The organism is Flavobacterium reichenbachii, assembly GCF_002217435.1.
GTDB classification, from domain to species: domain Bacteria; phylum Bacteroidota; class Bacteroidia; order Flavobacteriales; family Flavobacteriaceae; genus Flavobacterium; species Flavobacterium reichenbachii.
This window is the reverse complement of record NZ_MUHF01000009.1, coordinates 107,700-130,266: the sequence shown is the minus strand read 5'-3', so window position 1 is coordinate 130,266 and position 22,567 is coordinate 107,700. Positions and strand designations below refer to the sequence as shown.

Sequence of the window (22,567 nt, the reverse complement as noted above, 5' to 3'; positions counted from 1 at the left end):
AATCTAAAAGAAGATTTACAAATAATCTAAAATCAATAATCTAAAATAACCACAACCCATGTTAAAAATAGCCATTCTGGGACTTGGAGAAGGACGAAGTACAATGTCGGCTGCCATAGAAAGTTCAAAAGTAGAGCTTGTCAAAATATGCGACAGAAACGAAGATTTGTGCAAACAAAGAGCAAAAGAATTCGATTTTCATTCGTACACGACCAATTATGAAGATCTATTAAATGATACTTCTATTGATATAATTGCAATCTATACACCCGATCATTTGCATGCACAGCACGTAAAGCAAGCTTTGCTGCATGGAAAACATGTGATTTGTACCAAACCTTTTATCGACGATCTTTCTGATGCCAAAGAGCTGTTAGAATTGAGTAAAACATCTGGAAAAAAAGTTTTCATTGGTCAAAGTTCGCGTTTCTTCGAACCTGCAAAAAGACAAAGAGCTGATTATGAAGCAGGATTAATTGGAGATTTAATTACAATTGAAGCGCAATATCACGCCGATCACAGATGGTTTTTAAAGAAAGAATGGTCGCTTTTGCAATCCTTTAAATGGCTGTACGGAGGTTTGAGTCATCCTGTAGATTTCATAAGATGGTATTTACCCAATATTGAAGAAGTGATGGGTTACGGAATGATCAGCAGTAATGGAAAAAATGCTGGATTAAAGAATGAAGATACGATGCATTTTATCTTTAAAGCGACTGATGGAAGAATTGCCAGAGTAAGCGGCGTTTATACTTCGCCAACTCAGCCAGCGCAGCGCGACAGCGGTATGAGCACGATTTTAAGAGCAACAGAAGGAGCAAGTCAGGCCGATTATCATGAATTGCGTTATGCCGTTACAGACAAAACGGGTGAAGAAAAAGTGATTACTTGGGGCGACAGCACAATAAAATATTATTTCCGTTTTGAAGGTCAAAGTCATCACGGAGGAGAATATCAGAATTATTTAGAATATTTTGCAGACAGTATCGAACAGGATTTTGAAGCTTATCCAAACATGGAAGAAGGAATTGGAACCGTGGCTTTATTACAAGCAATGGATAAATCTCTGCAGACAGGAATGCCAGTTAAAATTGCCAATATCCTTAACGAATACGGATTATGAACAGCATCTACGATAAATTAACAACGCTGGATTTTGTAATTGTTGCCGTTTATTTGGTGGCTTTATTAGTTATTGGCTGGGTCGTAAGCGTGAAACAAAGCAAGAAAAACGAAACGCTTTTTTTGGCAGGAAATTCATTAAGCTGGTACAGCATCGGATTTAATATGTGGGGAACCAATGTTGGACCGTCGTCATTATTGGCTTTTGCGAGTATTGGCTACGCAACCGGAATTGTAGCCGGAAATTTTGAGTGGTATGCTTTTGTGTTTTTACTGCTTTTAGCAATGGTTTTTGCGCCAAGATATATTGCGAGCAAAGTAAGCACAATGCCCGAATATATGGGAAAACGCTACGGCGACAGCACTCAGAATATTTTGGCTTGGTATGCTTTGGTCAAAATATTAGTAAGCTGGCTGTCTTTAGGATTATTCAGCGGAGGCGTTTTAGTCCGCCAGATTTTAGGAATTCCGATGTGGCAGAGTGTTACGGTTTTAGTGATTTTCTCTGGGATTTTCACATTTGCGGGAGGATTAAAAGCAATTGCAAAAGTGAATGTTTTTCAGATGATTCTGCTGATTGTAGTTTCACTGACACTTTCTTATTTAGGTTTGCAAAAGTTAGGCGGAATCGATGTTTTAATTGCAAAAACGCCATCTAACTTTTGGAATTTAGTACAGCCTGCAAATGATGCTCATTATCCGTGGCCTGCTATTTTATTAGGATATCCAGTTGCTGCAGTTGCTTTTTTCTGTACAGATCAATCGATGGTGCAGAGCGTTTTGGGAGCAAAAAATCTGGAGCAGGGACAATTGGGCGTAAACTTTATCGGATGGTTAAAAGTTATGGCTTTGCCGTTGTTTATTCTTCCCGGAATTTTGTGTTATGCTTTATATCCAGAATTAGGCAAAAACTCCGATTTGGCTTATATGACAATGGTGACCAACTTATTTCCAAGCGGAATGAACGGTTTGGTAATCTGTGTGATGATTGCGGTTTTGGTGGGAACAATTGGTTCATCGCTAAACGCTTTGAGCACCGTTTTTACTAATGATATTTATGTAAAGAAAATCAATCCAAATGCGACTATTAAAGATCAAATCAAAATTGGAAGAATCACAATTGCAGCGGGATGTTTTTTGGCTATTTTAATTGCCATTGCTATTGATAATATCAAAGGACAAAATCTATTTAATATTTTTCAGGCGGTTTTAGGTTTCTTAGCGCCTTCATTATCTGTTGTTTTCCTTTTGAGTGTTTTCTGGAAACGCACTACCAAAAAAGCCGTAAATGCAACGCTTTCTTGGGGTTCTGCGTTTAGTTTGTTTGTTGGAGTTTTATATCTATGGATTTTTCCTGCCGATAAATATCCAGCTTGGCCTCACTTTTTATTGATTTCGTTTTACATTTTTGCTGTGCTTTTAATTACAGCAGTTATTATTTCATTAACCGATAAAAATCCTGAAGTTAATTTTTCAGATGAAACAGATATTCCTAAAACTAGTAAAAAGGTTAAGCTTTTGTTTGGGTTATTGGGTTTGGTAATTTTGGCTTTGTATTTGGTTTTTAATGGGAATTAAATTTAAAACGACATAAAAAAAACGTCTGTTTAAACATAACCCGTGGTTTCAATCACGGGGACGCAATATATAACATTCCGTTTATCAAATACGTTTCCCGTGGTTGAAACCACTAGCTATGTTTTGAAAAAGATTATAAATATAAAGCGAAGCTATTTTTAATTGCCTCCAGTTTTAACTGAAGGTATAGGTAATAAGAATAGAAAAGGCTTTAGCCAAATTGTAGATATTTTGGCTAAAGCCTTTTGAGCTTTGTATTATTTCTCATCCCGCTTTAGCGTGACACAATTAAAATCTTAAATTAAAAATAAAACTTTGCGTCTTAGCGACTTTGCGAGATTAAAAAATTACTCAACCTTCTTTCTCTTCTCCAAATTAGGCAAGAATCCTGTAATAATTCCAATTAAAGGCAGGAACGCACAAATCTTAAATACATATTCAATACTTGTAGCATCGGCAATTTTTCCTAAAATAGCAGAACCTAAACCGCCCATTCCGAAAGCAAATCCGAAGAAAAGACCAGCAACAAGACCAACTTTTCCAGGCATTAATTCAGTAGCATAAACTAAAATCGCAGAAAATGCCGAAGATAGAATTAACCCGATGATTACAGATAAAGTTCCAACCCAGAATAGGGAAACATAAGGCAGCATCAAAGTAAACGGAGCAACACCTAAAATAGAAACCCAGATTACATATTTTCTGCCATAGCGATCTCCAATTGGTCCGCCAATTAATGTTCCTGCAGCAACAGCACCAGAGAATAAAAATAAATATACTTGCGACTGCTGAATTGAGATATGAAACTTATCTATCAAAAAGAACGTGTAATAACTCGTAATACTGCTCATATAGAAATATTTAGAGAAAATCAGAACCAATAAAATAATTAACGAACCAATTACTCTGTTTTTAGACAAATGATGCGTTTCAATTTGGTGCGAAGCTTTATTGGCATTTCTTTCAGATAGATGTGCAGTGTACCAAATCGCAATTTTATACAAAGCAAAAATGCCTACTAATGCGATAATACAAAACCAGGCAACATAATTTTGCCCGTGTGGAATTACAATAAAAGCGGCCAATAAAGGTCCGATGGCGCTTCCGGCATTTCCTCCTAACTGAAAAATAGACTGCGCTAAACCTCTTTTCCCGCCCGAGGCTAAATGCGCTACTCTCGAAGATTCAGGGTGAAAAATCGAAGAACCAATTCCGATTAAACTTACTGATAATAAAAGATATGTGAAACTTGAAGCAATTGAAACTAAGAAGAGTCCAATCATTGTAAAACACATTCCAATAATCAGCGAATAAGGTTTTGAATTTTTATCCGTATACATTCCAATAAACGGCTGTAGAATAGAGGCAACCATTTGATAAGTTAAAGTAATAATACCAATTTGAGTAAAACTTAAATTAAAATTTTCTTTAAGCAGAGGATATATTGACGGCACTAAAGCCTGTAATAGGTCATTAATTAAATGAGAAAAACTTATGATGAATAAGATCGAATACGTAGTTTTTTTAACTATGTCAGGATTTGCTTTAATAGTGTCCATAAGATTTTTTTTTGATTTTTAAATTAGGTTAAAAAACAATAGTTGCATTATTTTTTGCAAAGATTAAAAGAATACTAATGTCAGAATTGCTATATTTGGACAATGAATAGTCAATATCGGACATATAGGATGGCTACGGATTTTGGATACCAACTAGATTCCTCAATCCCGGTTATAGGTTATACCGAAACGGTAACTAACGAAATGTGTATCTCACATTCGCATCCGCGAGGCCAGCTTATTTATGCTACTCGCGGCGTAATGAATGTAGTGGTTGGTAATCATATTTGGGTTGTGAATCCGTTGCAGGGTTTGTGGCTTCCGGGCGGCGTAGAGCATCAGGTTACATTTCAGAAAGACGTTAATTATTACAGCGTTTTTATCGATCCGTCTGCAATGAAAGGATTACCAACAAACAGTTTTTCTTTTGATATTCCGATGTTTTTAAAGCAGTTGGTTTTTAAAATCATTTCTTTTGGAACAGAAGGAAATATTTCGGCGTCTCAATCCAGAATTATTGCTGTTTTTTTAGATGAATTGGCTTTAATTGAACCTAGTGCAACCTTTCTGCCGACAACTAATCATGAAAGATTACAAAAAGTAGTCGAACTTTTAATGAATGATGTTGCAAGCAAAAATACCATTGATTACTACGCCGAGCTTTCGTTTATGAGCACCAGAACTTTATCGCGCTTATTTATTAAAGAATTGGGAATGAATTTCAGCGATTGGAGAACTCGTTTAAAATTGCTCGAAGCCATAAAACGTTTAGGCGAAAAACAATCCATTAAAGAAATTGCCTTCAATTTAGGTTACGAAACTACAAGCGCTTTTATTTATATGTTTAAAAAACATTTAGGAAAAACGCCTTCTAATTACATTTTAGAAGATGAAAATGAATCTGAAAAGATGATTGCTTAGATTGGCAGCATTGATTGGAACACAGATAAAACGGATTTACTTCGTAAAGACGCGGATTGAGACGGATTTTTTTAACACATAGAAACATAGGTTTTTATTTTCTTTGCTAAATAGGAATAATGAAAATGACTAGTCATTAACACATAGCTATGTGTATGTATGTAAGTGAAACGCCTTTTTTAGGCGTAAGGTAATCTATGTCTCTATGTGTTAAAAAAAAGAAATCAGTTTCATCCGCGTCTTCGCGATAGCGAATCTGTTTCATCCGTGTCCCATAAAAATTGCAACATCATTTTTTTTAGTACTAAAAAAGTTATAAGTCGTAATTTATCCCTTAAATATTTATCAAAGACTACAATTTTTATGAAATTACAGGATACAACAGGTTGTGAAATGTAAAAATAACACTTATCTTTAGCTCCAAAAAAAAGATATATGCAAAGCCGATTTTCCATTTTAAGATTCCTGTTTGTTTGTATTGTTTTATATCCTTCTGTTTTTCTGTTTGCACAGGAAAAACCAAAAGAAGCGACATGGATTTGGTACCCAGGTGATTTTGAAGTTTGGTTGAGCAATAAAATGCAGGTAAGGCGTACAGAACGTGAAGCAGTATTTCCGCCGCTTTGGCAATATTACAGTCCTTATGCCTTGGTAACTTTTCAAACAGAAGTAGATATTCCAGAACCAGACGATATAAAAATCTATTCAGAAGGACCATTTCAGTTACTTTTAGATGGTGTTCAGGTTTACGGACAGCCAAAATCAATAAAAATTCCTGCCGGGAAACACAAAATTTCCTTCAAAGTATATAATCAGGAAGTGTTACCCGCTATTTATATTGCTGGTAATTATGTTAAATCCGATGCATCATGGAAGGTAACCAATGAAGATAAACTTTGGATTGATGAAAATGGAAAAGCGCAACAATCTGGGACACCTTGGGTGCCTGTTGGTTCTTGGAATTTTTATTCGCCAGAAAACAAACCTTCTGAATTTAGACTGACCACTAAACCTTTGAGTGCAGCTAAAACAGAAAAAATAGGAGCTGGTCAGTTAATAGATTTTGGTAAAGAAACCTTTGGTTATATTAAAATTCACGGCTTAAAAGGAAAAGGCAAAGTAGCATTGTATTATGGTGAATCTCGTGAAGAAGCGCTGGATTCTGCCAAATGCGAAACGCTGGATCATTTATCTTTTGATGGAAAACAATCGGAAACCTATACGCACGACGGTTCAAAAGCATTTCGCTATGTTCAGGTTCAGGCAGATGCAGGGGTAAAATATGATTCAATTTCAATGCTTTATGAATATCTGCCATTGGATTATCGTGGTGCATTCAAATCATCAGATCAACAATTGAATAAAATTTGGGATGTTTCGGCTTATACGATGCATTTAACCTCTCGCGAATTTTTTATTGACGGAATTAAACGCGACCGCTGGGTTTGGTCTGGCGATGCTTATCAAAGTTATTTAATGAATTATTATTTATTCTTTGACTCGGCTTCTGTAGAACGTACGCTGCTGGCGCTTCGTGGTAAAGAACCTGTGACCGCTCATATTAATATCATAATGGATTATTCACTGTATTGGTTTGTGGGTGTTTACGATTATTATTTGCACACGGGCGACACGAAGTTTATCCAGACTTTTTATCCGAGAATGAAATCGCTGATGGAGTTTTGCTTGGAAAGAAGAAACAAAAATGGATTCCTGGAACCTTTAGAAGGCGACTGGGTTTTTATTGATTGGGCCAACGGATTACCAAAAACCGGTGAGGTTAGTTTTGAGCAAATGCTTTTAGCCAGAAGTTTAGAAGCGATGGCGGTGAGTGCTAAAATTGCTGGTGAAAAAGAAGACCAAAAACAATATGAAAAATTAGCCGAAGATTTAAAAACAAAGTTATTTGACGTGTTTTGGGATAAAAAAGAAAATGTGATGAAGCACCAGCGTATTGACGGTAAAATGCAGGATATTGTAACCAGATACGCTAATATGTTCGGTATTTTCTTCAATTATTTTAATGAAGAACAAAAACAAAGTGTAAAAAATAAGGTTTTGCTCAATAAAGATGTTCTTCAAATCACAACTCCATATATGCGTTTTTACGAGTTGGAAGCGTTGTGTGCGATGGGCGAACAGGATTACGTTTTAAAAGAAATGAAAGACTACTGGGGCGGCATGCTGAATGAGGGTGCAACATCTTTTTGGGAAGAATACAATCCAAACAAAAAAGGAACGGAACATTTAGCAATGTACGGACGCCCTTACGGGAAAAGCCTTTGCCACGCTTGGGGAGCAAGTCCGATTTATTTATTAGGAAAATATTATTTAGGCGTAAAACCAACCGCTCCGGGATATTCAGAATATGAAATCAAGCCAAATCTAGGCGGTTTACAATGGATGGAAGGAAAAGTACCAACACCAAATGGAGTAGTTGCCATCTATTGCAGTACAAAAGAAATTAAAGTAAAAGCAGGCGAAGGAGAAGGAAAATTAATTTTTGAAAGTGCCAGCAAACCCAAAACAAATTCAGGAACGATTACAGCATTAGCAAAAAATAAATACCAGTTGATTGTAAAACCGAATGTGGAATATAAAGTGAGTTATAAAGCGATTTGAGTTCTTAGTGATTAGTAATTAGTGATTAGTAATTAGTTCTTAGTAATTAGTTCTTAGTTCTTAGTAATTAGTTTGTAACGTCTAGTTTGTCATTTCGATCCCGAGGCTTCGGGAGAGAAATCACACTCGTAACCACAAAGATTGTAACGCCAGTTTTGTCATTTCGACGGAGGAGAAATCTCCGCGACAATATTCGATAAAGAGATGAAATACTTTGTAGAGCTACTTACGGAGATTTCTCCTTCGTCGAAATGACAAGATTGAGGGAATTCAGGATTCATTAAAAAAATAAAAAAACCAATGTTTTCAAAAAATAACAAATACAATTTCAAATTAAAAACTGCTTTTCTAGCGCTGTTTCTTTTATGCTTACAAACAAATGCCCAAACAGCATGGAAACCAGCTTCATTCGAAATTGTAAAATCCAATTACAAAACGTTTAAAACAGCTCAATATGCGCATGTATTCTCAGAAAGTAAACACAATATTGTTCGTTTAGCTCCGGAATTACAGGGTTTAACAGGAATTGAACTTCCCTTAAGTACTACGGGAAAGAATGCTCCATTACAATTAAAATTCAAAGAACCAGTTCAGGTCTTGGTTGGTATTTACGAGCGTATAGATACAGCTGAATTTACGCCTAGAAACGCTGTCAAATTAGTACTTGAAAATGGTCTAACTATAACAGGTTTATCGCCTATAAATGTTTATGCGGTTTCTTATCCTAAAGGAACGCATACAATCACTCCAATATACCAACCATTCGTCATTTTAGGAGTAATAAAACAGAATCAAAATTTAGTTTCTCGAAATGCAGAAATGCCAGACGGAAAACTTTGGAACCCAACTTTTATCGTTGAAGGATTTTCAGATGAAAAACCGCTATTCGAAATCATCGGCGGAGAAAACAAACCGGTCATTGATGAAGGAATGTCTGGGACAGAAGGAATTCAGGGTGGATTTGAAGGCGGACGCGTGGTGAAAGTCGGTGATACCTATCATATGTTTCCAACCGAAAGAGCGGGAGAAATTGGTGTAGATTATTACTACGATCGTGTAAAAACCAGAATCGGACATTGGACAAGTAAAGATGCAATTACTTGGAAAAGAGAATCGACAATTTACCAAGCAAGCGGAACTTACGCCGTAACCGAAGATGATAACCCGATGAACGATCGTCGTGCTGCCATCTGGTCGTATATGCCAGTTTTTAATGAAAAAGCAAACAAATGGTATGGCTATTATTTGGCTTATACGGTTAGCAAAGAAATAGAACCCAATCATTCATTTGGAAGAATTTGGAGATGCGAATCAACTGTAGATGGAATCAACGGAATCGGAGGACCTTATAAAGATATGGGAATCATTATGGAACCAGGATTAGATTCTCAGCCTTGGGAAGGTCGTCAAGGAGTAGCTTCGTTTTTTCCATATAAAGTCGGCGACAAATATTTCGGATTCTACAGCGGTGCGTATCCGTTTAATTCATGGGCAGATTATCCGAAGAAATCAGGAAAAGGATGGTTCGTAGCTTTAGCCGAATCAAAAAGTTTAGAAGGTCCTTGGTTGAGAATGAATAAAGGCTTGGAACCAATTAAGACAATGCATCCGCAGTTTGTAGAAAATCCAATTGTAAGTCAATTACCAAACGGAATGTACATCGCGATTTTCGACGGAGGCCCAGACGGCTGGGGACATCATTTACCCAACATGATTGCGTATTCCTTATCAGCAGACGGAATTAATTGGGCAGAAGCGCATTATCTACCCATAGAAACAAAAGTCAATAAATGGTGGGATATTATGAGAACGCCTTTGTGTTTAATCCCCGAAGGAAATGATGTCTACACCATTGTGTATAATGCAATCGATTTGAAGAGAAGATTTCACCCAACAGGAATGGTAAAAGTAAAATTGAACAAAGACGTAATGGAGTCGAAGTTAAAGGAATTGAAGAAAGAGTAGAGACTGAGAAGAAGCAAGATGCAAGAAGCAAGATTTTAGAATATAGAAAATAGAATATAGAAAATAGAGTATAGAAAATAGAGTATAGAAAATAGAAACTTTGCGACTCTGCGACTTTGCGAGATTAAATCGTTCCAAAACAAAAAAAACTTAGAGCCTTAGCGCCTTCGTGGCAAAAAAACATAAAAATGAAAATTAAATATCTAATTCTAACCATTTCAGCACTTTCCATAGCAAGCTGTGCAACCAAATACAAGAAGAGAGAAATCAACGAAACCGTAATGCAGGAGATTTACAATGAAGTAAAAACACCTTATAAATATGGTTTGGTAATGGTTCCAATTGACAACTCATACAAAATGGATTGCCCCAGTGTTTTCAGAAAAGACGGCAAATGGTACATGACGTATTTAATTTACGACGGAAGAGGTTATGAAACCTGGCTGGCAGAAAGTGACAATCTTTTGGATTGGAAATATCTAGGAAAAGTAATGTCTTTCTCAGAAAATGAAAAACATTGGGATGTAAACCAAAAAGCAGGATATATTTCATTGCAGGATCCAACATGGGGCGGAAGCTACGAATGGGAAAAATATGATGATAAATACTGGATGAGTTATTTTGGTGGAGACAGTAAAGGTTACGAAGCCGGAGTTTTATCAATCGGAATGGCGTATACCAAAGAAGCACCGACAAAACCACATGAATTTGAAAGATTAGAAAATCCAGTTTTAACACCAAAAGATAAAGATGCTAAATGGTGGGATAATAGTACGATGTATAAAAACAGTGTAATTCGGGATAAAGACAAAGTTACAGGACACAATTTTATCATGTATTACAACGCACGAGGCGATAGTATAAATCCCGCTAAAGGTGCAGAACGTATTGCGATGGCAGTATCAAACGATATGAAACAATGGAAGCGTTATGGCGATAAACCATTAATCAATCATCATAAAGGAATTTCGGGCGATGCCTATATTCAGCGTATCAATGATACTTGGGTAATGTTCTATTTTGGGGCTTTTTGGACGGGTTGGAATCAAGGTGCATTTAACCGTTTTGCAGTTTCGAATGATTTAGTAAACTGGACCGACTGGAATGGTGAGGATTTGGTTAAATCGTCTGAACCTTACGATGATATGTTTGCCCATAAATCATTTGTTGTAAAACATGACGGAGTAGTTTATCATTTTTACTGCGCCGTTAACAAAGCAGAACAAAGAGGAATTGCAATTGCAACTTCTAAAGATTTAGGAAAAAGCAAATTGAATTTTGTGGCTCCGCCGGAGAAAAAGAAGAAGAATTAAGTACAAAGAATTAAAATATAATACGTTTTAGACCTGACAGGTTTTTAAAACCTGTCAGGTCTAATTACACAAAATAAATAAAGACACAGTTTGTCATCCTGACAAAGGAAGGATCACACAAGAATTTCCACAAAGAAATGTCAATCTTTGTCGATCGTCGGAATGACAAAAAAACTAAAAATAAAATAATGTTTAAACCAAATCAAATTCAGCAATTTTTCAACTTTCGACTTTGGACTTTCGTCTTTTTGACTGTAATTTTACTATTCACAACTTACGCGCAAGCCCAATCCGTAACAGGAGAACCTGCGGGAATTCCAGAATTGCATAAAAAATACGAGTTCGCTCCATGGGAAGATCCAACGGTTACAAGTATCAACAGACAGCCTTCACGCGCTACAGCTTATTCTTATACTTCTGTTGAAGATGCTTTAAAGGGTGACAGAACCAAAAGCCGAATCCAGATGCTGAATGGCGATTGGGATTTTAAATATGCCGTAAATCAGAAAGAAGCATCAAAAGATTTTTATAAAGAAAAAGTTTCGGGTTGGGATAAAATCGAAGTGCCGTCAAATTGGGAAATGAAAGGATATGATAATCCAATTTACAAAAGTGCCGTATATCCGTTTAGGCCAATAAATCCGCCATATATTCCTAAAGATTATAACGGAGTTGGTTCGTATCAGCGCAGTTTTACCGTTCCTGAAAATTGGAAAGATATGACGGTGACTTTACATTTTGGAGCCGTAAGTTCTGGTTTTGAAGTTTGGCTGAACGGAGAATTTTTAGGCTATGGAGAAGACAGCTTTCTGCCTTCAGAATTTGATATTTCACCTTATTTAAAAGCAGGAGAGAATGTAGTTTCTGTTCGCGTAATTCGTTGGACAGACGGTTCTTATCTGGAAGATCAGGATCATTGGCGCATGAGCGGTATCCAGCGTGAAGTTTTTATTATGGCGGAGCCAAAACTTCGCATTCAGGATTTCTTTGTTCAAACCAAATTAGACAAACAATATACAGACGCCATTTTCAAACTGCGTCCTAAAGTAGAAAATCTGACAGGAGAAAAAGTTAAGGATTACACGATGAATGTTCAGTTGTACGATGCTAATAATACGGCAATGTTCAAAGAACCGCTTCAAAGACCTGTGATTGATTTGATTAATGAAAGTTATCCTCGTCTGGATAATGTTCGTTTTGGATTCTTTCAGGAAACTGTTAAAAATCCAAAGAAATGGAGTTCAGAAGAACCGAATTTGTATACTATGGTCATTTCCATAAAAGATAAAAATGGAAACGTTACCGAAGCCAAAAGCTGTAAAGTAGGGTTCCGTTCAATAGAATTCTCGAAGGAAAACGGAAAAATGCTCATCAACGGAAAAGAAACTTATGTGTATGGCGTAAACCGTCACGATCATCATCCAACAAGAGGAAAAGCGGTTACGAGAGAAGATATCAAACAAGATATTACCACGATTAAAAAGTTCAATTTCAATTTTATACGTACAAGTCATTATCCAAACGATCCGTATTTCTATGAATTATGCGATCAATATGGAATTATGGTAATGGATGAAGCCAATCAGGAAACACACGGAATTGGCGGAAAATTAAGCAACGATCCAAAATGGACAAATGCTTATTTGGAGCGCATGACCCGAATGGTCGAAAGAGATAAAAACCATCCATCGGTCGTGATGTGGAGTTTAGGAAATGAAGGTGGAAAAGGACCAAATCACGCAGCGATGTCGGGCTGGGTTCACGATTTCGACATCACGCGTCCCGTACATTATGAACCAGCGCAGGGAAATGCAAAATTAGACGGCTATATCGATCCGCTTGATCCGGGATATCCAAAAACAATCGATCATGCGTACCGATTCGAAAACCCGCAGGATGATTCTTATGTTGATATGGTCAGTCGTTTTTATCCGGGCGTTTTCACTCCGAAATTTTTAGTTGATCAAAAGAAAGATACAAGACCAATTATTTTCGTTGAATATTCTCATGCGATGGGAAATTCAGTTGGAAACTTAAAAGAATTATGGGATGAATTCCGTTCGCTTCCAAGAGTTATCGGAGGTTGTATTTGGGAATTTAAAGATCAGGGAATCGTGAAATTTGATTCCAGATCAGGTCAGAATTATTTTGCACACGGAGGAGATTTTGGAGAAAAATACCATGATGGAAACTTCAATACAAAAGGAATTGTAGATTCTAACGGAAAACCAAAAGGATCAATTTTTGAAAATAAATGGGTCTATCAGCCAGCGATTTCGAATTTAAACGGAAATCAGTTAGAAATTAAAAATCGACAGTCGGTTAAATCATTAGAAGATTATATTCCAGTTTTAAAAGTTTTGGAAAACGGAAATGTGATTAAAACTCAGATTTTAAAACCCTTAAAAGTTGAAGCAGGACAATCAACAACATTAGATATCAGTTCTTATCTGCCAAAAATGAAAGCTGATGCCGAATATATTTTAAATATCGAATTCCAGCTTTCAAAAGAGGAACTTTGGGCTTCAAAGGGTTACGCTGTCGCAGAAGATCAGTTTCTGTTGAAAAAGAAAGAAGCAGTTTCGCCTGAATCGAAAAAAGAAATTGTAAACATTTCAGAATCAGATTCGGATTTTAAAATAAAAGGAAAGACTTTCGATGTTACTATCAGCAAAACAAACGGAGCTTTGAGTTCTTATATTTTTAACGGAGAAGAACAGGTTTTTGCACCGCTACTACCAAACTTCGTAAGACCGCTTACGGATAACGATAAACGCGGATGGAAATCGCAAAAATTGTTGAAACAATGGTATAAAGCAAAACCTAGAGTTTTAAGTACTAAAATGGGAATTGGAATTGATGGTGCTGTAATTACAAGTGAATATGAAATTATAAAAGATAGTGCGAGCGTAAAAGTGGTTTACAACATCTTACCAAACGGATCATTAAAAGTAGATTACAGTTTGAAAGCATCAAACAAACTGCCGAACATTCCAAAAATCGGAATGCAGATGGGAGTTCAAAGAAAATTCGACCAGATTTCTTGGTACGGAAAAGGTGAACTGGAGAACTACAGCGACAGAAGTTTTGGTTCGTTTGTTGGGAAATATTCACTTCCAATTAATGATTTTATTGAACATTACCCAAAACCGCAGGAAAACGGAAACAGATGTGATGTGAGGTGGATGTCGCTAAGCAATCCGCAGAAAAACAAAGGATTTTTGGTTGTAAATGATTCGAAAGTTTTAAGCATGAGCGCCTGGCCTTATACACAGGAAAATTTGAGTTCTGCGAGTCATAGGTATGATCTGAAAGATCCAGGATTTTTGACGGTAAATATTGATTTAATCCAAATGGGAGTTGGTGGAAACGACAGCTGGACATTGGTTGCACAGCCTTTGGAACAATATCAAATTAAGTCAGGAGATTATCAATATAGTTTTTATTTGACGCCTTTCAATGGTTCAAAAAATGAATTAGAAAGCAGTTTGAAAAAGTTTAAATATTAAGTTGCGATTTATCCTAACAGGTTTTAAAAACCTGTTAGGTATTTTGTATTTATAGATAAAGTATAGTTTAAGCACAGTTCATTTCGACAAAGATTGTAGATTTAGTTCGCAGAGTTTATGGTGTGATTTCTCCATACGTCGAAATAACAAAAAAGGCAATATATCAAACATAGCCCGAGGTTTCAACTTCGGGAAACGTATTGTAAAATCACGTTGCGTCCCAATGGTTAAAACCATTGGCTATGTTTATAATGACAAACGAAACTAATAATATAGGTATTTAATCCGACAGATTTTTTAAAACCTGTCGGGGTTGCCAACAGAATAATAACAAAACAATGTTGCAAAAAAGACACATTTTCCTTTTTAAAAGAGACTTTCGACTTTCGACTTTAAGACTTTCGACTGTCTCGACTTTCCTGTTTTTGCTTTTTGCGGGAATCCTTTCCGCACAGGAAATCCATAAAAAAGAAAATACCGTTTTTCAGCCCACTTTAGAATCCTCGAAACCTTGGACGTATTGGTATTGGATGCAAAGCGCTTATTCTAAAAAAGGAATCACAGCCGATTTGGAAGCGATGAAAAGAGCCGGTATCGAAGGTGCGTATTTAATGACCATTAAAGGTCCGGCAAATCCGCCTTTGATGGATCCGCCAGTTTTACAGTTGAGCAAAGAGTTTTGGGATTTGGTACGTTGGGCTTTAACAGAAGCCGATCGAGTTGGAGTGAAAATTGGTTTTCATCCTGCCGATGGTTTTGCCGTTGCCGGAGGACCGTGGATTACTCCTGAAATGTCAATGCAAAAAGTCGTTTGGAAAGATACAATTGTGAGCGGAAACAATTTTAAAAATCTAAAATTAGCCGTTCCAAATCATTACAAAGATTATTATAAAGACATCGCGACGTTTGCCATTCCGGTAAAAGAAAGTTTTATTACTTCGAATAAAAAACGTCCAAAAATTACATCAACCAATCCAGAATCTGATGCTACGATTTTAAGTTCATCAGAGAAAGACGGACAATTCAGAATGCCTAAAAAAGGCTGGATTCAGTACGAATTTGATGAGCCTTTTTTATGTAAATCTATACAAATTGAAACCAAAGGAAATAATTATCAGGCGCATCGTTTACTAATTGAAGTCAGTGATGATGGAAAAAACTTCAGAAGTTTAGGAAGATTAACAACGCCGCGTCACGGCTGGCAGGATGTCGATGCATTTTACACTCACAGTATTGTTCCCACAAAAGCAAAATATTTTAGATTTGTTTACGATCCTGAAGGAACAGAACCAGGCGCAGAAGATCTTGATCCCGCAAAATGGAATCAAGGTTTGAAAGTCGCAAAAATATATTTGTCAAACGAAGCTTTGATTGATAATTATCAAGGAAAATCAGGAGCGATTTGGCGATTGAGTCCGCAGGTGTCTGACAAAGAAATCAGTAATTCTGATTGTATTGATCTATCAAAAATGATCAACATTTCGAAGTTTGTGGATGCAGACGGCGTTTTAAACTGGAAAACTTCTGCGAAAGCGAATTGGAGAATGATCCGTTTTGGGCATACTTCGACAGGACATGAAAATGCTACAGCAGGTGCAGGAAGAGGTTTAGAAGTAGATAAATTTAATCCCGAAGCGATTCGTTTTCAGCTGGATCATTGGTTTGGCGAAATGCTTCGTGTTGCGGGACCTGAATTAGCTTCAAAAGTGGTTAAAATCCTTCATATGGACAGCTGGGAATGTGGAAGTCAAAACTGGTCACCTGTTTTTAGAAATGAATTTAAAACACGCAGAGGTTACGATATTGTAGATTATCTGCCAGTTATGGCGGGAATTCCTGTAAAAGATATTCAGACTTCAGAAAAGGTTTTATATGATATCCGAAAAACAATTTCAGAGTTAGTTGCCGAAAATTTCTTCGGAACTTTGAGACAAATTGCTGACGATGCCAATGTAAAATTCAGCTCAGAAAATGTCGCGCCAACGATGATGAGCGACGGACTTCTTCACTTTAAATATATTGATTATCCAAGCGGGGAATTTTGGCTGAAAAGCCCAACCCACGATAAACCAAACGATATGCTTGACGCTATTTCAGGCGGTCATATTTACGGAAAAGATATTATTCAGGCAGAAGCTTTTACGGCTTTAAAAATGGATTGGGACGAACATCCGGGAAATCTAAAAGTGGTTGCCGACAGAAATTATGCTCTGGGAATTAACCGTTTTTTCTACCACGTTTTTGTACATAATCCGTGGCTGGACAGAAAACCGGGAATGACTTTGGACGGAATTGGAACATATTTTCAAAGAGATCAGACTTGGTGGGAACCAGGAAAAGCATGGTTTGAATATTGCCAGAGAGTACAGTTTCACTTACAAAAAGGAAAACCAGTTATTGATTTGGCTGTTTTTATTGGCGAAGATTTACCTTCTCGTTCGTTACTTCCGGATCGTTTAGTGCCTTTTATTCCGAATGTTTTTGGAAAGGAAAGAGTAGAAAGTGAAGCCATTCGTTTGAAAAATGAAGGACAGCCAACTACTAAAATGCCAAAAGAAGTTTCGTATTCTAAAAATTCAACCGATTTATCACAATGGATTAATGCGATGAACGGTTATCAATACGATTCTTTCAACTCAGATATTTTGATCAATCGTGCGAAAGTAGAGAATGGTAAAATATCTTTTGGAGGCGGAATTGAATATGGCGCCTTATTGTTTCCGGGAAGTCATAAAATGGCGCCGAATAAGCTGCTTTCTTTGGCTTCCGCCGAAAAAATCCTGCAGTTAGTAAAAGACGGCGCAACGATTTTTGTAGATGAAAAACCAGATTTGCAGTCAGGTTTGCAGTCAAGTGATGATTTCATAAAATGGCAGAATATAGTGGATGAAATTTGGAATAATTCTAACAAATCAACTTGGAAAATAGGAAAAGGAACGATAATAAAATTGCCTTATTTAGAAAATGATTTTGCCTCAATTGGAATTACGCAGGATGTTTATTTTCCGAATTTGAAAAGAGCCGATTCAGAAACAATTGCATGGACGCACCGCAAATCGGATGTAGAAGATGTTTATTTTATTTCGAATCAAAAAGAGGAAAAAAGATCTTTTGAAGCTTCGTTTAGAATAGCTGGAAAACTGCCGCAATGGTACAATCCGGTTACTGATAAAATTTCGGCTTTAGCCAATTGGAAAATAGAAAATGGCAGAACAATTGTTTCAATAAGTTTAGATGCAAACGAATCTGGTTTTGTGATTTTTAAAGAAGAAATAAAAGAGGTTTTAGCGCAAGGATATCAAAAAGGATCTGAATTTGAAAATGTTCAGACTTTAGATGAAAACTGGGAATTGCAGTTTGATCCAGCATTTAAAGGTCCAAAAGAAGTGGTAAAAATCAACAAACTTTTTGATTGGAGTACTTCTGAAAATGATCAGATTAAATATTATTCTGGAACTGCAGTTTATAAAAAAGAGTTTGTCTTTAAAGGAAAAGATACAGATAAAATCTGGATTGATTTGGGGGAAATTGCCAATATCGCCGAAATCAAAATCAACGGAAAAGATTGCGGTACGCTTTGGACATTTCCTTTTAAAACAGATATTTCGCAAGCCTTGAAAAAAGGGAAAAATACAATAGAAATCAAAATCACAAACACTTGGGCAAACCGATTAACAGGTGATCAGAAATTACCAAAAGAAGAGCGATTGACGTGGACAAATGCGACATATCGATTAGAAGGTGAACCTTTGCTTAAAGCTGGATTGTTGGGGTCGGTTACGATTGTGAAAGAAAAATAAATGTTTTTGCAATTTAAACAGGACTAAAGTCCAGCCCTACAATATGTTTCGAACCAATGGCTCTGGTCTATAACGTTGTATTATAGCGTCGGGTTTTAACCCGATGAATAGGAGAAAAGGTTTATATTGTAGCATGGGCTTTAACCTGATGAATAGAAGGAACGATTTATATTCTAGCGTTGGGTTTTAACCCGATGGACGATCAGATTGGAACAACGGATTTTAATGCGTTGAAATATAGATTAAAATAAAAAAAAATGAAAAATTTAAAAGAATTTATTGTTGTGATTTTCTTGCTTTTAGGAAGTTTCCAAATCAATGCCAAAATCAAACTTCCAGCATTGTTTACAGACAATATGATGTTACAGCAAAAATCAAATACGCCAATTTGGGGCTGGGCAGAGAAGAATGCAAATATTGCGATAAAAACTTCGTGGGACTCTAAAACCTATAAAGTAAAAGCAGACAATTCCGGAAAATGGAAAACCGAATTGCAGACACCATCATTTGGCGGACCATTTACAATTGAAGTTTCGGAAGGAAGTGAAAAAGTAACTATTAAAAATGTTTTAATTGGCGAAGTCTGGTTGTGTTCCGGACAATCGAATATGGAAATGCCTTTAAAAGGATTTCAAGGTCAGCCGGTTAAAAACGGAAACGAAATCATCATAAAATCAACCAATAAAAATATTCGTTTGATTACAATTCCGCGTGCGACGGTTTTAGAACCTTTGCAGGATTTTGAAGGAAAATGGGAAGTGGCATCGCCAAAATCAACGTCAAATTTTAGCGCAACGGCTTGGTATTTTGGATCGCTTTTACAAGAAGTTTTAGATGTTCCGGTTGGGTTAATTCATGTTTCTTACGGCGGTTCTAGCATGGAGGCGTGGATGAATCTGGAAATGCTGAAAGATTTCGCAAGCGCTAAGATTCCGACGACAAAAGAAGAATTAGCAAAAGATCCAAATCGCGTTCCGACGACTTTATTTAATGGAATGCTTTCGCCTGTAATTGGTTACGGAATCAAGGGCTGTATTTGGTATCAGGGAGAATCCAATTACGAAAGGGCTTCTGAATATACTGCTTTGATGAAGAAAATGGTTTCAAGCTGGAGAGCTTTATGGAAACAAGGAGACTTTCCTTTCTATTTCGCCCAGATTGCACCTTTTAATTATGCTTCATTTCATCCAAAAGATTATTTGGAGAAATACAATTCGGCTTACATCAGAGAGGCACAGTTGAAAGCCTCAAAAGAAATTTCGAATTCAGGAATGGCAGTTTTAATGGATGTTGGCGAAGAAAATAACATTCATCCAATGGACAAGGAAAAAGGAGGAAATCGTTTGGCTTTTCAGGCTTTAGCTAAAACCTACGGAATTGAAGGTTTCGAATTCGAAAGTCCGAAATACAAATCGATGGAAATAAAAGACGGTTCGGTTACAGTTTCTTTTGATGATGTTGCCAACGGAATTACATCTTATGATAAAGAAGTTTTAGGTTTTGAATTGGCTGGAGAAGACAAAGTTTTTTATCCGGCAAAAACAGTTGTACGCAGAAAATCAGTGGTTTTGACTTCTGATAAAGTAGCAAAACCTGTTGCAGTTCGTTATTTATGGAAGGATTTTGTAAAAGCAGAATTATTCAGCGCGGGAGGTTTGCCGGTTTCTTCGTTTAGAACGGATGAGTGGTAGTTTTTTTTACCATATAAGTGATATAAGAAAATATAAGCTTTGTGTTTAGCTTGTATTTTAGGACATATAAGTTTTAAAAATGAAAGTTTAGCTTAAATTATCTTATATCACTTATATGGTTTAATGATAGTTTCTATATAAAAAATAATACGTTGAAAAATTTAATACTTCTATTTTCTCTCTTCACAACGCTTTGCATCAAAGCACAGCTTCCTGTGCTCGATAATTACAATCAAATTTGGAAAACGCAGAGTAACAATTCATCAGAATCTATGCCTTTAGGCGGAGGTGATATTGGTATGAATGTTTGGGTTGAAAAAGGCGATTTGTATTTCTATTTTTCAAGAAGCGGGACGTTTGACGAACATAATACTTTATTGAAATTAGGAAGAATAAAAGTGACATTAACTCCAAATCCCTTTGCTGGAAAAGAAGGTTTTCATCAGGAATTAAAATTGAAAGACGGATTTATTTTAATTGGACAAAATGATGCGAAAATCAAACTTTGGGTGGATGTTTTTAAGCCGATAATTCATTTAGATTTAGAAAGTAAAACTTCGCTTAAAATGACGGCTTCTTATGAAAGCTGGCGTTATAAAAACCGCGATTCAAAAGGAAAAGCCAATAATGCCAATTCTTATAAATGGGCACCGCAAGGAGAAATTATTACGTATAAAGATTCGATTTCGTTTGAAAATAACGGCATAAAATTTTATCACAGAAATAGAGAAAACACCGTTTTTGATATAGCCGTAAAACAGCAAAAAATGGAGTCGGTAAAAGATCAAATGCTCAACCCGATTGCCAATTTAACTTTCGGCGGATTTATGAAGGGAGACAATCTAAAACCTGATGGAACTTATTTAGGAAAATATCAATCTACAGACTTTAAAGGTTATATTTTGTCAAGTGTAAAACCAGCCAAAAAACAATCTTTACAGCTTTATTTAAACACCAGTCAATCGGATTTAAATAATTGGAATAGTGAATTAAAAAGCCAAATTTCCTCCAATAAAAATACTTCCAAACAAGCAGAAAAAAACACCCAAAAATGGTGGAATAATTTCTGGAACCGCAGTTTTATTTTTACTCAGAAAAATCAAGCGGTGGCAAAAGATTCTGTTTATCAAATCGGACAGAATTATCAGTTGTTTCGCTATATGTTAGGATGTAATGCCTACGGAAAATATCCAACAAAATTCAACGGAGGACTTTTTACAGTTGATCCTGTTTTTACCAATGCAGCTTTAGATTTTACACCCGATTTTAGAAATTGGGGCGGAGGAACAATGACGGCTCAAAACCAGCGATTGGTTTATTTTCCGATGGTAAAAAGCGGCGATTTTGATATGATGAAATCACAGCTGAATTATTATTTAAGTCTTCAAAAAAATACTGAATTAAGAAGCAAAGTATATTGGAATCATAACGGAGCATCATTTACAGAGCAGTTAGAAAACTTCGGCTTGCCAAATCCTGCTGAATATGAATGGAAACGTCCAGCCGATTATGATCCGGGAATGGAATATAATGCATGGCTGGAATACGAATGGGACACGGTTTTTGAATTTTGCCAAATGATGTTACAGCAGAAGGAATATGCAGGTGAGGACATTCAGAAATACAATTCGTTTATTATTAGTTGTCTTCGTTTTTTTGATGAACATTATCAATATCTGGCAAAACAAAGAGGCAGAAAAGTTTTGGATGGAAACGGACATTTAATTCTGTTCCCAGGTTCTGGAGCGGAAACGTATAAAATGACGAATAATTCTAATAGCACGATTTCGGCTTTACAAGTAATTACAGAAAATCTTTTAAACCTTTCTGCAAAAGAGTTATCCAAAGAAGATACTGAATATTTGAAAGGATTTCAAAATAGAATTCCGCCTTTAAATTTTGGGCAGATTGATAATCACAAAGTATTGCTTCCGGCAAAGTCTTGGGAAAGAGTAAATAATTCTGAGGTTCCGCAATTGTATCCCGTTTATCCTTGGGGAATTTACGGTGTTGGAAAACCAGATTTAGAAACCGCTTTAAATACTTGGAAATACGATACTGATGCTTTAAAATTTAGAAGCCATGTAGGATGGAAACAGGACAATATTTTTTCGGCTCGTTTAGGTTTAACTGATGAAGCTTCGAAATATAACACATTAAAAATGGCCAATTCAGAAAGACGTTTCCCAGCTTTTTGGGGTCCGGGATTTGACTGGGTTCCAGATCATAATTGGGGAGGATCGGGAATGATTGGCATGCAGGAAATGCTTTTGCAGGAAAGTAATGGAAAAATCTATCTTTTTCTGGCTTGGCCAAAAGACTGGAACGTGCATTTTAAATTACATGCAAAGCAAAATACAACAATTGAAGCCGAACTTATAAATGGTGAATTGAAGGTTTTGAAAGTAATTCCGGAAGAAAGAAAAAAAGACATTATAAATCTGTTAGGAAAATCTGAAGCAGAGAAAACGAAATTAAACTAACTAT

11 protein-coding genes are annotated in these 22,567 nt (G+C 36.3%); 10 read left to right on the top strand and 1 reads right to left on the bottom strand.

Annotated elements, in window-relative coordinates; genetic code table 11:
* The first annotated feature begins 58 nt into the window (after window positions 1–58).
* Window positions 59–1,123 carry a Gfo/Idh/MocA family protein gene (locus tag B0A68_RS09810; RefSeq protein ID WP_035689241.1) on the top strand — a complete coding sequence of 355 codons (1,065 nt, stop codon included), beginning with the start codon at window positions 59–61 and terminating at the stop codon, window positions 1,121–1,123.
* On the top strand, window positions 1,120–2,700 hold the full coding sequence (locus tag B0A68_RS09805; RefSeq protein WP_035689244.1) for a sodium:solute symporter: 1,581 nt from the start codon (window positions 1,120–1,122) through the stop codon (window positions 2,698–2,700). The genes B0A68_RS09810 and B0A68_RS09805 overlap by 4 nt, the downstream gene beginning before the upstream one ends.
* Before the next feature lie 347 nt (window positions 2,701–3,047).
* Here B0A68_RS09805 and B0A68_RS09800 read toward each other — a convergent pair whose 3' ends face one another.
* The gene (locus B0A68_RS09800) at window positions 3,048–4,259 is read right to left on the bottom strand and encodes an MFS transporter (protein ID WP_035689247.1); all 1,212 of its coding nucleotides are present in this window, start codon (window positions 4,257–4,259) and stop codon (window positions 3,048–3,050) included.
* 129 nt (window positions 4,260–4,388) lie between these two features.
* On the opposite strand from B0A68_RS09800, the gene B0A68_RS09795 reads away from it, so the two are divergent.
* The 8 genes from B0A68_RS09795 (at window position 4,389) to B0A68_RS09760 (ending at window position 22,563) form a co-directional block, all read left to right on the top strand.
* Window positions 4,389–5,180, top strand: a complete 792-nt coding sequence (locus tag B0A68_RS09795) for an AraC family transcriptional regulator (RefSeq protein WP_240475320.1) — start codon at window positions 4,389–4,391, stop codon at window positions 5,178–5,180.
* Window positions 5,181–5,615: 435 nt separating this feature from the next.
* Complete coding sequence (locus B0A68_RS09790; protein ID WP_035689253.1) at window positions 5,616–7,802, top strand: alpha-L-rhamnosidase-related protein; 2,187 nt, start codon at window positions 5,616–5,618, stop codon at window positions 7,800–7,802.
* 300 nt (window positions 7,803–8,102) lie between these two features.
* Window positions 8,103–9,767 (top strand): glycoside hydrolase family protein, encoded by a 1,665-nt coding sequence (locus B0A68_RS09785; protein ID WP_035689256.1) that lies wholly within the window; start codon window positions 8,103–8,105, stop codon window positions 9,765–9,767.
* 188 nt (window positions 9,768–9,955) lie between these two features.
* Window positions 9,956–11,080 carry a glycoside hydrolase family protein gene (locus B0A68_RS09780; RefSeq protein ID WP_035689258.1) on the top strand — a complete coding sequence of 375 codons (1,125 nt, stop codon included), beginning with the start codon at window positions 9,956–9,958 and terminating at the stop codon, window positions 11,078–11,080.
* Between the two features lie 188 nt (window positions 11,081–11,268).
* A complete protein-coding gene (locus tag B0A68_RS09775; protein WP_035689261.1) occupies window positions 11,269–14,589 on the top strand; it encodes a glycoside hydrolase family 2 TIM barrel-domain containing protein in 3,321 nt (1,106 codons plus the stop codon).
* A 338-nt stretch (window positions 14,590–14,927) separates the two neighbouring features.
* Window positions 14,928–18,389 (top strand): glycosyl hydrolase, encoded by a 3,462-nt coding sequence (locus B0A68_RS09770; RefSeq protein WP_084679179.1) that lies wholly within the window; start codon window positions 14,928–14,930, stop codon window positions 18,387–18,389.
* A 257-nt stretch (window positions 18,390–18,646) separates the two neighbouring features.
* The gene (locus B0A68_RS09765; protein WP_035689264.1) at window positions 18,647–20,080 is read left to right on the top strand and encodes a sialate O-acetylesterase; all 1,434 of its coding nucleotides are present in this window, start codon (window positions 18,647–18,649) and stop codon (window positions 20,078–20,080) included.
* Window positions 20,081–20,232: 152 nt separating this feature from the next.
* A complete protein-coding gene (locus B0A68_RS09760; RefSeq protein ID WP_035689267.1) occupies window positions 20,233–22,563 on the top strand; it encodes a DUF5703 domain-containing protein in 2,331 nt (776 codons plus the stop codon).
* The last annotated feature ends 4 nt before the right edge of the window (window positions 22,564–22,567 follow it).